Annotated in this window: 10 protein-coding genes and 1 pseudogene; 3 read left to right on the forward strand and 8 right to left on the reverse strand. The window is 51.6% G+C overall.

From position 1 onward, the window contains the following. Window positions 1–143: 143 nt before the first annotated feature. The 4 genes and pseudogenes from GTP46_RS27625 to GTP46_RS27640 form a co-directional block, all read right to left on the reverse strand. On the reverse strand, window positions 144–4007 hold the full coding sequence (locus tag GTP46_RS27625; protein ID WP_503826658.1) for an ATP-binding protein: 3864 nt from the start codon (window positions 4005–4007) through the stop codon (window positions 144–146). A gap of 89 nt (window positions 4008–4096) precedes the next feature. Further along, a pseudogene (locus GTP46_RS30000) lies at window positions 4097–4339 on the reverse strand (hypothetical protein); the annotation flags it as partial. Window positions 4340–4471: 132 nt separating this feature from the next. Continuing rightward, the gene (locus GTP46_RS27635) at window positions 4472–4720 is read right to left on the reverse strand and encodes a hypothetical protein (protein WP_161009847.1); all 249 of its coding nucleotides are present in this window, start codon (window positions 4718–4720) and stop codon (window positions 4472–4474) included. A gap of 404 nt (window positions 4721–5124) precedes the next feature. Next, window positions 5125–5466: a hypothetical protein gene (locus tag GTP46_RS27640; protein WP_161009848.1), complete on the reverse strand. Its 342-nt coding sequence runs from the start codon at window positions 5464–5466 to the stop codon at window positions 5125–5127. Between the two features lie 82 nt (window positions 5467–5548). Here GTP46_RS27640 and GTP46_RS27645 point away from each other — a divergent pair, with 82 nt between their 5' ends. Next, window positions 5549–5860 carry a hypothetical protein gene (locus tag GTP46_RS27645; protein ID WP_161009849.1) on the forward strand — a complete coding sequence of 104 codons (312 nt, stop codon included), beginning with the start codon at window positions 5549–5551 and terminating at the stop codon, window positions 5858–5860. Window positions 5861–6303: 443 nt separating this feature from the next. On the opposite strand, the gene GTP46_RS27650 is transcribed toward GTP46_RS27645, so the two are convergent. The 4 genes from GTP46_RS27650 to GTP46_RS27665 all read right to left on the reverse strand — a co-directional run bounded on the left by GTP46_RS27650 (window position 6304) and on the right by GTP46_RS27665 (window position 10068). Continuing rightward, window positions 6304–7170, reverse strand: coding sequence for an MHFG family PEP-CTERM protein (locus GTP46_RS27650; RefSeq protein ID WP_161009850.1), 867 nt, complete (start codon window positions 7168–7170; stop codon window positions 6304–6306). A 107-nt stretch (window positions 7171–7277) separates the two neighbouring features. Beyond that, the gene (locus GTP46_RS27655) at window positions 7278–7967 is read right to left on the reverse strand and encodes a choice-of-anchor E domain-containing protein (RefSeq protein ID WP_161009851.1); all 690 of its coding nucleotides are present in this window, start codon (window positions 7965–7967) and stop codon (window positions 7278–7280) included. 137 nt (window positions 7968–8104) lie between these two features. Further along, window positions 8105–8830 carry a response regulator transcription factor gene (locus GTP46_RS27660; RefSeq protein WP_161009852.1) on the reverse strand — a complete coding sequence of 242 codons (726 nt, stop codon included), beginning with the start codon at window positions 8828–8830 and terminating at the stop codon, window positions 8105–8107. Beyond that, entirely contained in the window at window positions 8827–10068 is a 1242-nt protein-coding gene (locus tag GTP46_RS27665; protein WP_161009853.1) for a sensor histidine kinase, read from the reverse strand. The genes GTP46_RS27660 and GTP46_RS27665 overlap by 4 nt, the downstream gene beginning before the upstream one ends. Before the next feature lie 618 nt (window positions 10069–10686). Here GTP46_RS27665 and GTP46_RS27670 point away from each other — a divergent pair. Together GTP46_RS27670 and GTP46_RS27675 are read left to right on the forward strand one after the other, a co-directional pair. Further along, window positions 10687–11676, forward strand: coding sequence for a recombinase family protein (locus tag GTP46_RS27670; RefSeq protein ID WP_161009854.1), 990 nt, complete (start codon window positions 10687–10689; stop codon window positions 11674–11676). Between the two features lie 42 nt (window positions 11677–11718). After that, complete coding sequence (locus GTP46_RS27675; RefSeq protein ID WP_161009855.1) at window positions 11719–13284, forward strand: recombinase family protein; 1566 nt, start codon at window positions 11719–11721, stop codon at window positions 13282–13284. The last annotated feature ends 369 nt before the right edge of the window (window positions 13285–13653 follow it).

A 13653-nucleotide genomic window follows, 5' to 3' on the forward strand; every position in this document is an offset into this window, starting at 1 on the left:
AAAGCGAACTGCTAGCCAGGCTTACCAGACAGTGAAAGCGGGGTAGTTGGAATAAGGTAGTTCTGCGAGCAAACGTATAGCTGTGACTAACAGAACTAAGGCTTCTTAACGCAATGACCAAATCAAGTCTAACCTGCTACGAATTAGGTGTCCTTCGCCCCTGCGCGAGCATGCCGAACTGGTCCCAAAGGGGGCTTCTCGAGCCATACTTCAATTGCGGCGGCAAAGACTTCTAAACAAGGCACAAGCTCGTCCGTATCGATGGCAATATCTCTCTTCAGTTTCATTTGAAGCGCTTGCGCTAATTCGACAAACTCAGACGCTCCAAGCGCGCCAAGTCCACCGCACAAACTATGCAGAAGGCGTCCAGCATACTCGAAGTTATTCTCACTAACTGCATCTTTCACTTTGAGAATATCTTCTCGAGCTTTCGTGATTCCATCTACAACGGTCTGCTTAATTTGATCAAGCATCCCTGGATTTTTACAAAGAATTGCATGCAACATTGGAGATGAAAAAACAACTACTGGGATATCACTACTTACTGAATCACGAGTTTCAACCACGCCTTCTGACGAAGAGAGTTGGGTCGCTACTCGCTCAAGCAATTCATATAGATCATCCATCAATATTGGCTTAGCGATAAAATCACTCATGCCAACAGCCCTGCATCGATCGACATCCTCAGAAAGAACTCCTGCGCTCATTGCAATAATTGGCAAGGTCAATTTCAAATCGTTTCTGATTATTGATGTTGCCGCATAACCATCCATAACCGGCATTTGTACATCCATCAGAATCAAGTCAAAAAAATTGCCGGCCGTGCGTAAGATATCAACCGCCTCTTTTCCATTATTTGCAATTCTCAACTCTTTAATATGATTTGCGAGCATTGCCTTTGCAATAAGCTGATTTATATCGTTGTCCTCAACTAACAAAATCCTAAGTTGAGCCATATGGGCGTGTGCTAGCTCTCTAGGTATAAAATCAGTCTGTAATTTATTAACAATTTTCCGCAAAAGCTTAGGAGTCAGAGGTTTTCGTAGAATATCCGCATAAGTCCCCCCAATCAGTGGCGACTCATCCCTAAACGAAGAGCTTATAAGATGCAATGAGGAACAACTAGGCACTCCACTCAAGAAAAGCTGTTTTTTCACAACTTCCAGTCTTGGTTCAATATTTGATGGCAGCAACACGTGGGTAATTTGTTCAAATCTTAGTAAATCATACTGTGCCGCTGAACACGCTTCAGCAACCGAGGAAAAGGCAAAGGCTGTGTATCCGCAATAAGCAGCTGTACGAACGAACAGGTCCCGAGAATGGTTACTTTCATCAATTAATAGAAATACAGCTTCGGAGGTTTCCTGCAAAACGTTAGGATCTTCCCTCTCAAAGGGGAACTTAAAGACAAACCTAGTTCCCTCTGACGGCGCACTCGTGAGCGAAATTGTTCCCCCCATCATTACAGCAAGCTGCTGAGAGATCGCTAATCCAAGGCCCGTGCCTCCATAATTACGCGTCGTCGAGGAGTCAGCTTGAGCGAACGAATCAAATACTCGTTGCTGCTGTTCTTTCGACATGCCAATTCCAGAGTCATCCACGACTATTTCAAGCACCTCTGGAGATTCCCCTAATCGAATCGATACTGATACATAACCATCGTGGGTGAACTTAACTGCATTGGAAACTAGATTTGTAATAATCTGCTGGATTCGTACTGCATCGCCAACGATAAATCTCGGAACTTCACAACTAATGCCGACCAGCACTTCGATATTTTTGTCCATCGAACTCGCCAACAATATCGCCACTGTGCTTTCGATAAGTGACTCGATGTCAACAAGGATTTTTTCAAACTCCATTTTTCCGGCTTCTATCTTCGATAGGTCGAGCACGTTATTCAAAATAGAAATAAGAGAAATTCCTGATGAGCGAATGATTTCCAGGTATGCCTTCTGTTCGTCTTGAAGAGGCGTTTTCTGTAATAGCTGAGCAACACCTAAAACTGCGTTCATCGGTGTACGAATCTCATGGCTAATATTCGCAACAAATGCGCTTTTAGCACGGTTGGCAGCATCTGCTCTCTGCTCACTAGCGGCCTGTCTTAACTCTGCCCCCTTACGCTCAGAAATATCAGAAACCAATGCATAGAAACCACGACTTTCAGCGGGTCCTTCCAAATCAGGAATGAAATCCGCCATAAAGTGCTTGGTCAAACCCGACGTAGTTTGACTAAATTCAAAATGTACTTTATGGCCTGCATACGCCAACTCCATCCATTCCTGCATTTGCTCGTACACTTCCAGTCCGAGAACATCGACAACCTGGCGCCCAATCATTCCTGCTGGATCAACCCCTAAAACGCGGAGGTAATGGGCATTCGAAAATCGATACCGTCTACTCCGATCAACGTATGCGATTAGAGCAGGCACATTGTCAGCAATCATTTGTAGGCGCCGCTCACCAAGCGCGATGCGATCTTCACGTTCAATCTGAGTAGTGACATCGCGAATGAACGCCAATGTAGAGAGCGTATTCGTGTTTGAAATTCGCGCAACCGATAACTCAATCATAAGAGGCTGTCCATTCTTGCAACGTGCCTCAAGACGTATAGGATTTGATACTGCGCCGCCCCCACGCTGGCTAGAGAAATTTAACAAACCCATAATTTGAGCTATACCAGGCTCATCAGGCAAGATCAACTGGACGATGTTCTTGCTGATAGCGTCTTCGCGCCCCCACCCAAACATCGCCTCAGCGCGAATGTTCCAATCCTGTATTTCCCCTTTAGCATTAGTCAGTATGACGGCGTCCGGCGCACCAGCGAGCAATGATCGTACAAATACTTCCTGCTCATTGGCTTTTTCCGCATGCTGATCCTTAGCAAGAACAAGCCGATAAAATTGATTACTTAGATCACCGATTTCATCATTCCGGGAAGTTCGCAATGCCTCTCTATCAAGAATACCGTCTTCTAATTGGCCTACACTCTGCCTAAGTAATACTAGCGGTTTTAAGAAACTATATGCCAGGAAAAATCCTAGAACCCCAGCTGCCACTACAATCATGATGACAACCACTAATACCCTTTGACGAACGGATTCGAGGGCGGAAAACTCAGTCTGATATGGATAGCTGCCAACTACTATCCAATCAGCACTACTCAGCTTAACTTCACTAAAGACAGTAGCTACCCCGTGTTCATTTTTAGCTAGCCACCAACCATCGCCTTTTCGATCAGCGTATGCATATGAGTTTTCGTAGTTGAAAACTTTCTCTTTTGGCTGCATCACGAATTCAGGGTTCGGATGACTAATTAAAATGCCAGCGCCACTTACGAGCATCAACTCCCCAGCACTTTTATCGGAGCCGGCATAAAGCGCTGCAGTCAGTTGCTGACTGTCAAGATCAATTCCGCCAGCCACAAGCAATCGCACTTGCTTATCTACGATCATCGGTACAATTACGACCGCGATTGCCTTACCTGAAACGGCCCCCCGCAAGGGCTCCGAAATCACCGGCTTACCGGTGCGAAGCGCTAGCTGAAAATACTTTCTGTCGGAGATATTAAACTTTCGCCCTCCAACTCCGCGTAGATTAGTGAGGACATCTCCGTTAGCATCGATCAAACCCACATTCCAAAACTGCCGAGAGAGCGTAGGCAGAGCCGCCATCCTATCCTTTAGGAGCGACCGACTACCATCTCCCGCTGCGAGGATAGCCTCTCCGATAGCACGCAATTCATCAGTCCTATGCGCTAATTCTAGGTCGATTCGCCGGGCAACGCCCACCATTAGTAGGTGATGCTGAGCTCCAATAGCTGGCTCCATCCGAGACTGAACGAAACCACTAGCCAAATCAGCTACTAATAAACACGCGATTAAGAAAAAACACACAACGCTAGCTACAATGCGAGTCTTAATCGAGCGTAATCCGAAGGGTAGCAAAAGAGTAGTTATACTGGACTGATGTTTGCGCATATCACGTATCCTTAGTATTTGGACCATCAGGTCCAGGCCGAATGCGTAAACCTGATGAAGAAATACAAATCACTCGCATTCCCCCAGCAGCATGGATAAGTCCTGCTAGGCGCATTTTAGGTTTTCAAATTGTACGGGCTGATGTAGCCTAGCGTTGAACGCTGGCGTATAGGATTGTAGAACCGTTCTATGTAATCGAACACCTCTGCCCGAAGCTCATCATTCGACTACGCGGCGAGAAAATAGATCGAGTATCACTACAACGAAAAGTCAACCTTTCCCACAGCCCACACATACGTAAAGTCGGCAGCCCATTTCTGATTCGGTACCTTGGCGGCAAGTTGACGATCGAGCAAATTTAACGCGATAGAGTGCACCGTATCTGGAACTTGACCTCAACGGCCCTCTTTGATGTGCCATGAAATACCTCCGATAGTGACATCATACCTATCGGAAGTGTCCGCTAAATTGCAAATTAACAACGCACTCAATCATTGTATGCGCCGATTGGAAATCATTACTTTCCTAAGCACTGTATCTACAGCCTCGAATGCCAAGCTGATCGCGAGTTGCTCTGCTAATTCTTCGCTAGGTACCGTCTGAGTTTGACCATGGCCCACTACAGTGTTGTCGGAATCGACTATTTGATAACCCGCCGAAAATTTATCCGTAGGGAATGATCGGCTGAAACTTATCTTCACTTGGTAGCCGCGATATTTGTGCACTTTCAAGCTGAACATTTGATCCTCCCCGCCAACATTTGAACAAGAACGTCGAGCAAAGACATAGGATATCAACTTGTGCGATAGGGGAAAATCACAAAACTTCACACCCGATGCGAAAGGCAACTACTGGTTGCTAGCGCCCATGCTGGAAATTTTTCATAAAGACATCCTTCTGTTCTCTGACGGAAGCCAGTACTTGGCGAGTACGGAGATGCGCATCTAACTCTTGGTCTGTTGGATTGTCTGTGCTCGTCCCATTTGCAATAGCATGATACTTGGCTTGAATAATTAACCAGGTAGCCTTCTCAGCGTCATTTGCCTTTATGTATTCCGCGCAAAGCACTTCCCATTTCGAGTTGGAAGACATATGGATATTACTTTGCAAAACGTAACAGACCGTTATCGGCCGGATGCAGAAATCATGCCTTTTCTTCGTATGCATCAGCAAGGCCCTGTAAGTACTCTCTTTCATCAGCTGAAATCAGACTTCCCTGGTCGATCAAAACTGCGTTGATGACATAGTATTCTGTATTACTTTTGATAAATCCACGCTCGGCGATACGCTTAGCAGTCGCGCGCGCAGCCGGAATTTCCCGCCGCTCAGTTTGCGATGGATCGAAAGGAGTAAAACGCACACATGCATAAAGCGCCAGGGAGCAAACGCCACTGCCGACAGCTCCGAGCACCCGCCTCAACCGCATGCCGCATGCCGCATGACGCGACGTGGACGTTCGATGCGCGCCTGAATCGACGGTCTGCACGCGAGCGCCCCGCCGCTATCCAAGGGATGGGATGAGGCGCTGCCAGTGAAAGATATTGCGCCGCCCAAGGCTGAACCGTACCATGCACAGCATCGGGAAGCCGACCAGCCGCCTGAGCCGTCGCATCCAAAACAACTATAACAAAGGAGAACTCACCACAATGCACCGACACCTTTCAGGCACTCGTCTGATCATCCAAGGTCCCGCCTCTAATCAGGATTATACCTCGCCCGTGACGCAGGAGGTTGAGGCCCAGAAAGGCCAAGTCCTGCAAATCTTTACCAACGCCTGCGGAGAGGAGGTTGTCGTTGCCCACTTCCCCACCGACGACCAGGAGACACTTTTCAGACTCAGCCTCGCCAAGGAATACCGCTACCAGCCCGCGCAGCCCTAAATCCCTCGGCAGCGTACGCGGCAACACGCAATGCCGCCCTGCCGCCGGCGCAAAGCGCCGAGCAGGCGCTCCCCAGTAACCGCTCGCGCACCGCCGTCAGCGCCTTTTAGTGCTTGGCTCGCGCCTGCTCGATCTGACGCTGCGTGGCCGCCGGCACGGGCTCGTGGACTGCCTCAAGACTTGACGATGAAGTGTAACCTTGTCGGAGATAGCAGTTCCATATTGCTACGGATGAATCTGACGTCGATGTGTTTTTCTAGGATTCGTTCCCAAGAAGAAATCATCTGTTCGATAAACTCCGGTGTAGCCTTGCCCATCCAAAAATGTCGTAGGGTCTGTAAAAATGTATTGCGCAAACGCAGTGGCGCAGAGATTAAACGAAAACGGGTTATGCGGACCATCTGCCACCTGTGGCTGGTCTTGTTCTGCTTTGAAGCGGCCATCTATTTCCGGCTGCGCCGGGTCAGACGCCGGACGATTGCCAGCACGGCCAGTCCCATGGCCAGCATGGCGCCGCCGGAAGGTTCGGGGATGGCTGAAGGGATGTTGCCCCCACCGCCACCGCCGTTACTGCCACCATCGGGCACGATGGAGTCATACCAGCCGTTATTTGCACCAGGCCAGAACTCCGTTGCTCGTCCGGGCAGACGGTTGCGCAGCGCGTCATCGCTCTGTGCTTGTGCCTCTGGCGCCGGCGTATCAGCTTGCGGCATACCTAACTCGGGCAGCTCGTGGGCAGGCGCTGTGCTCGGTTCCGGTTGTAGAGCTGAACGCAATGGCGCCGCTGGGGACGGTACTGCTTGCGTGGCGGCAGCGGGTGCATGGCGTTGCGCTGTCGTTGCGCCTTGCGGCGTTACGCCCGCAGGTGCGCCGTAGTAGTTCGCAGCGTTTCTGGAAGGCGCTTGCAAACGGGTGACTCGGCTGATATTGCCGCAGATACGAGGCACTAGTATGCAGACCGTGCCCACGCAGTACACCTTAGCCGGCTCCTGCCGGCTGGGAGACCAGCCGTCGCGGGTCACGCTGGCGCACACGGAGGCAGTCCCGAAATGCATGGCGCGTATGTGCGCGGAGTATTGTTCGCGCCCCGTGATGGCGTCACGCGTGATGGTGACCTGGTCGTCCGGCTGGTCTTCCGCCATTCGGCGCTTGAGGGTGCTGGCGACGGCTGGAGGAATATCGGTATAGTGGTCTATAGCTGCAACAATGCTGCCTCGATAGGGGTTACGTCCAGGATGATCCCAGGAGCAGGATGGTTCGGGCACCGCAGCAGTAACGCTGGCAAGCGCTAGCGCAAGAGTTAAGGGCATGGCTGGGTTGCTACTGAATGAGTGCCTATAACCCGGACTGGGAAGCGCGGGTCATAGGTTTTAAGTTTGAATGAGCAGCCGCATGGGGCGCCCGTAAAACCAGATTCTCAGGCGGTTTTTTTGGCTGCGCGGCGACGAATCAGACCCAGCAGGCCCAAACCGCCAATTAGCATGGCATAGGTTTCTGGTTCGGGTACTGGCGCCGGTACGGTGTAGTCGTAGGTTACTTTAACGCTGCCAGCAGCCGAAGTATTGAACTGCGACAGCAGGTTACCAGCGCCACTACCGTTGGATAGGCCGGTTGCACCCAGTTTCAGACTGATGTTGCCGCCACCGGCTTGCGAGAACAGCGCGAAGTCGCTGTTCATTGAGGAAGTGAAACTCTCGCTGTGGCTACTTTGGACAGGACCGGTGACGACACCCGAGGTGCCGGCGAAGTCTATCGCACCGTCGAACGCCATCAGGTTGTAGCTGTTGCTGAAGACAGGATTGGTCACTACTATGGTCGAACCATCTGGACGGGACAGTTTCAGCAGCGAGCTCAGCGACAGGGTTACGACCGATGCTGCAGCATCCAACGATTCGGCTCTGCCGCTGCCGGTCACGATACCACCCAGTTCGAAGGTGATCGAGTTCAGGGTGCCCAGGTCGGAATTGAATTTGCCGAGGGACAGCACTTCGTTCCATGCGGTCAAGGTTTGAGCTTTGCTGGCGGTGAAGGAAACGACGTCTGCCTGAGCTGCTCCGGTTGCACCGAAAAGGCCAGCGGCGGCTAGAGCAATAGCGACTTTTTTCATGAGATCCTCAGTAAGGGTGGGTGGACTTAGGTATTTTGAAATCACAAATAACATTTCAATAATAAAGTTGCCACTAGTTCTCTAGCAATCCACCATCCCTGACCAGATGTGACCAGATGTGACATCGCCACTGCCGGCTAAGCGAATTCAGCCTCTTCAAAGCGGATTTCACCCGCAAAACAATATCCGACCGAGTGCACTGTGCGCAGGGGAACTTCCTGTCCCAGCTGGCTTAAAACCTTGGCGCGCAAGCGCCTTATCAGGGTGTCCAATGAACGGCTGCTATGGTAGTCGTCGCGCTGATACAGGAGAGACATGATGGTGCGTTTCTGTACCGCGCTGCCCGGCTGGGCTGCCAGCAGCTCCAGCAAGCGCAATTCTTTCTGGCTTAGCGAGATAGCGGGACTTTGGCCGTAGCGCAGCGCCCATTGGGTCAGCGAGATTTGCCAGCCTTCTGTCGCACGAACGACGCTGGCTTCGAGAAGTGTCGCCGCTTGTATGCGGGCTGCCACGCTGAGAATAACGGCAGCCAGTTCACGGCAATCTACCGGTTTGACCAGATACGCGTCTGCCCCCGATTGATAGCCCTTGAGCTTATCGTCGATGCTGCTGCGCGCAGTCAGGATGATGACACCCATCTGGCAGTTGGCTCGCGCATATTCGGCAAGCACAAAGCCTTCCTGGTCAGGCAGATTTAGGTCTAGCACGGCAATTTGGAATGGATTACCGGGTAGGGCCTGATAGAACTCGGAGGCGCTGCCCACTGCCGTGATGGGAGTGTCGTGCATGGACATCCATTCGACTATGCTTTCGCGTAAGTCCGGATCGTCCTCGACCAGAATGACTCTGTTGGTAGCGGTCATGCGCCTTTCTCCTGTTTGGGGAGGGGGAGCGTCAGGGTGATGCAGGTACCGCCTTCGCTGCGGTTGCTCAGACCGATGCCGCCAGCGTGCTGGCTGATAATGCGCAGCACCAAATAGAGCCCCATGCCGCTGCCCGCCACCATGCGGGTGCGACTGCCCCGGTAATATTTGCCGTAGACGAGGTCCAGTTCGTGTTCGGGAATTCCGGGACCTTGATCGTTGATGGTGATGCGCACGCTATCGCCCTGCAGCAGCACTTGCAGTGCCACTAGACTGTCAGCCGGACCGTATTTGATTGCATTGTCGAGCAAGTTGAGCAAGGCCGTCTTGAGTAGCTGGCGATCACCGTTGATCTGGCAGTCCGCTTGGCAATCCAATTCGATGCGTGGCCTGCGCTCGCTCCAAAATTCGCTGGCTTCGCCTATGGTCGCCTGTAGAAATTCCGTCAGGCCAAACAGCTCCGTGATAGGCCCGATCTTGGCGTTTTCGCGCGGGTCGCTGAGCACTGCCGTTTCTGCAACCTCCACAAGCCGTCCCACAGCGCGCTGCATCTTCTCCAGATTCGGCGTCATCATCTGGCGGTCGCCCTGCAGTTTATGCTGCAAGATGTCGAGATTGGTGCGGATGATGGCCAGCGGCGTACGATATTCGTGCGAGAACATTTCCACGAAACGCGTCTGGGTTTCCAGCGCGTCTTGCTTGGCGCCCAAAGAAATCAGCAGTTGGTCCTTGATGCGCTCAAAATACATCAGTAGCAGGGCGGGGAAAAATAATACGGTGCCGGCCAGCGGAACCAGATAGGTGGTCAACGCGTGTATGGCTCGCAGACTTTCTGGTTGAGCTGTTGCCGACTGGCTGGAAAGGATGATAACTCGCCCCAGATGGCCGGCAAGTAGCAGGCACAGGCCGGAAATCGCCATCCGGCGGGCGTAGGCGTGGCGCGAGTGACGCTCATTTTGGGTTCTATGTAGCAAGGTTTGCAGGCATAGCAGGAACATCACGATCAGGCTAGCACTGCAGAAAAGCGAGCGTGTGTTGAAACTGGCATTGAGCCCTATCAGGGTCACATAACCTGTCGAAAACGCAGCACCCAGTAGGTAGCTGCTGTGTTCTGTGGTGCGGCCGAAAAAGGCCCTTAAGCCCACCCACACCAGAATGCAGCCCGTAAATAGTGCAATATTTCCTGTAATTAGAAATATGCCGGGCTGCCGCGTGGCACCCACCAGCAGCAACGACATGCCAATCGAGGTAAGCACACCGAACTGTGCCCATAGTCGCGTATATCGTTCGCCGGGAGCAGCAAAATATACCCCGATCATGATGATGGAAATACAGAACTGGGTAATTGATAGGGCAATACTAGAAGTTGCGGAATCCATTGGCGTAAATAAACAAAGTTCGAGGCAAGGGTGTCAGCGCGGCAATTTATCACTGAAAAGTATGCTTCGTAAAAATAAATTTATCATTCGGCGTGCTAAGCTGAAAAATACGAGGTGCATGGGCAGGCCAACGGACTGTTCGGCGAGCAGTGATTAGTGAGCTTGATGTGGTAACTAGTTCGGTCTGAATAATTCAAATTCAATTGATAGTGAAACGCTGATCATTGCGATAGACCTGATCGTGGAACTATTATTTTTGCTATTTCCAATCCAAAAAAAACGGGTCATGACATACGAATGTCATGACCCGTTCGTAGTATTTCTTCCCGTCTCAGGTAGTTCTGGATGACGGGCGGTAACACGCTATCCGACGAGGTTGGTGACCAGCTGTGATGTATTGCGCAGCGTGTGCGACGACAGGTGACGGTGCTATCATTTGGCAGGTCGCTTCTCGATAAGATCCTTGTATAGTTCTGGTTGAGTTTCCAGCAAGAAGTCCAACGCCGTGACCGCTGCACGGTAAAGGGAGCGTTAACGGATCACGTCGTTTTTGTTTCTGGACCTGAGCACGAAGTAGCCGTTGTTCGACGCATCTACGATTGGTATGTGTATGGTGATATGGGTGATACCGAAATAGCGCGGTTATTGAACACTACCGGTATTTCATCAGAGTCAGGTCGGCCCTGGTCCCCTCCTGTCGTAGTCAACATTTTGACGAACGAAAAGTACACTGGCACGCTGGTCTACAATCGCACCACGCAGAAACTTCAAGCGCCCCCCACAAGAAACCCACGTAATCAATGGATCTGTAGACGAAATGCGTTTCCGCCGCTCGTTGACGCTGAAACCTTCCGACGTGCACAAGAGTTACGGCAACAACGCGCACTCCGATTTTCTAACGATGAGCTGCTTGCGATGCTTCGGATGATTTATCGAGAGAAGGGGAAAGTATCTACGAAGACGATCAGTGAAGACGGACGACTTCCGGCAATTACTGTTTTTAGCAATCGCTTCGGTACACTTTCGAAAGCGCTTGAGCTTGCAAAAATCCCTCTAACTCCGCGTGCGATGCGATTACTTCAAACCCGACGGAGCATCGAAGCTATTCGTCGAGAAAAGCTATTGGAAATTTGCGAATGCGTGAACGCTGCAGGTGGAACGATTGCCGCGGCTGACCACAAAAATGCTTTCATGCTCAATGATGAATTTTTGGTGCTGATACAGGTAAGTCGAGCCCGAAGAGTACACGCAAGCAAGCCCTTTCGTTGGTACGTCCCGCTTCAATCGCCAGCTGAGGCTCAGTTTGTGATCGCGATTCAGCTAGAACCGTCGCACTCATCAGTGCGGCGGATATACCTGATTCCCACAGCAGACTTTTCTTACCCAATTCTTGTCATGCGTGAAGAATGGCCCGATGAGTTTTCTAGATATGAATGTCAGTGTCTGCCGAATATCTTTGGACTTTGATAGTGCCGTTTTCGCTTGGAAAATTATTTTATGATCAGACGCATGAACGCAGCAGATGGAGGTGGTATGGATAGAGCCGAACCGCCACATGATGTGTCGGCGAAGCATCCGGCAGCAGCCTACGTGCGCATGTCGAGAGCCACACAGGACTATTCCATCCAGCATCAGTTGGATGCGATTCAGAAGTACGCGCTGGTAAAGGGATTTACGATCACGCGTACCTTTGTTGATGCTGGCCATAGCGGGCTTAAATTGGACAATCGCCCAGGATTGGTGGCACTACTATCTGAGGTAACCGGCGCCAATTGCGGATTTTCAGTTGTGGTGGTCTACGACGTAAGTCGCTGGGGGCGATTCCAAGATGCCGACGAGAGTGCGTTTTACGAGCACTTATGCCGTCGGTGCGGAGTATCCGTACACTATTGTGCAGAAGCGTTTGTGGCGGATGGAACGCCGATGAGCGCATTATTGAAAAGCATTAAACGTATTATGGCGGCGGAGTACAGTCGCGAGCTGGGAGCTAAAGTTCTGGCAGCTCAAGCGCGTTTTTCTGGCATGGGTTACAAGCAGGGCGGCAAGCCCGGTTATGGATTACGCCGGATCTCTGTGGCAGCGGATGGCGCCAGACGTACGCCACTGCTCGCGGGAGAGCGTAAGACCACAGCAACCGATCGTGTGGCGCTGGTGCATGGCCCGGCAGACGAGGTTGCGATGGTACGCAAGATCTATCAGTTGTATGTGAAGCATGGACTGACTGATCGCCGGATCGCGGCTTTGCTACGCCAAAAGGGTAAACCTCGCGCGCCTGACATGCCCTGGAGTTCGGTAGCAGTACGCCGTATTCTGACGAACCCGCGCTACTGTGGAGACTTGCTCTACAATCGGACCACACGGCGCATGGGGAGCGCAGTCACTGCAAATCACAAAGACCAATGGGTATCCTGTAACGACGCATTGCCCCCCATTGTTACGCGAGCCTTTTTCAATCGGGCACAACGGATCAGACAGCAGCGCGCCAATGGGCCAGAGCGCGAAGCGGTGCTTGCGCAGCTTCGCTCGATTTATCAGCGCCACGGTACGATCAACATAGCACTCTGCCGGTGCCATGCATCCTTACCGGGAGGAAGTACCATCATAGGATTGTTCGGTGGGTATTTGCGTGCTTATGCCGCTGCGGGACTACCGCCTCTACGCACGGCGAGTGGCGCCTTGAATTACCGTACTAGCCGATTGTTGGCTGCAGAATTGTGTGGAGCTGTTAAACGCTATGCAGATCTTGCCGGCGGTAGCGCCAATGCTACTGTGAGGAAAAACATCCTTTTGTTGAATGACACGGTCCAACTGAGAATCGCAGTGGCTGCTTGTCGCCTGGATGGCGATGGCCGACCACGCTGGCGGATACCTTTGCGTCTGGCCTTGCCGGCAGATTTCGTTTTGTGCGGATTGATGGATCGTGAGAACACGAGAGTAGAACGTTATGTGCTGCTGGCACGAAATCAATTTACCCATGATGCCATGTTCCTATCGGAGAGGAGTATGGCGCGTGTGGCCGGGGTGTGCTACGACAGCTTAGCGCAGATTTTTGGCGTCTTTAACGATCAAACTTGAGCCTAAAATCTCTGTTGGAGAAATTGTCGCTACTGCCTGTCAACAGGCAGCCACCGCCCCATCTCGGACCGTCGCATTGACTATCGAACTTGCCTCCATCTTGGGCCTAATTGCGGTCGTTAATGAGTTGTGTGCACGGCGCAGACTGGCGCGGTACTAGACCTGAAGGAGCTTGGGTTTGAAAGGTCTTATGACCACGTCGCAGCTTTCGCCAGGGGCTGGAGAGAGGGTCAAATTGACCAGGTCACCCATTAGCCGGCCACTGTCAACAGTACGAATTTCTCCCTCGCGCTACTCTGCGATCTCTTGCATTATTTAGCCATCGTATCCGTTCAGCAGGCGTAAAGGTCGTTCCCTATGCCTCATAGC

This window comes from Duganella flavida (assembly GCF_009857445.1).
In the GTDB taxonomy this organism is placed as follows: domain Bacteria; phylum Pseudomonadota; class Gammaproteobacteria; order Burkholderiales; family Burkholderiaceae_D; genus Rugamonas; species Rugamonas flavida.

Bases quoted from the DNA above. Each gene is read 5' to 3' on its own strand.
- GTP46_RS27625 (WP_503826658.1), bottom strand. From the start codon at position 4,007: ATGGTCCAAATACTAAGGATACGTGATATGCGCAAACATCAGTCCAGT.
- GTP46_RS27635 (WP_161009847.1), bottom strand. From the start codon at position 4,720: ATGTTCAGCTTGAAAGTGCACAAATATCGCGGCTACCAAGTGAAGATA.
- GTP46_RS27645 (WP_161009849.1), top strand. From the start codon at position 5,549: ATGCACAGCATCGGGAAGCCGACCAGCCGCCTGAGCCGTCGCATCCAA.
- GTP46_RS27650 (WP_161009850.1), bottom strand. From the start codon at position 7,170: ATGCCCTTAACTCTTGCGCTAGCGCTTGCCAGCGTTACTGCTGCGGTG.
- GTP46_RS27655 (WP_161009851.1), bottom strand. From the start codon at position 7,967: ATGAAAAAAGTCGCTATTGCTCTAGCCGCCGCTGGCCTTTTCGGTGCA.
- GTP46_RS27660 (WP_161009852.1), bottom strand. From the start codon at position 8,830: ATGACCGCTACCAACAGAGTCATTCTGGTCGAGGACGATCCGGACTTA.
- GTP46_RS27665 (WP_161009853.1), bottom strand. From the start codon at position 10,068: ATGTCGTTGCTGCTGGTGGGTGCCACGCGGCAGCCCGGCATATTTCTA.
- GTP46_RS27675 (WP_161009855.1), top strand. From the start codon at position 11,719: ATGAACGCAGCAGATGGAGGTGGTATGGATAGAGCCGAACCGCCACAT.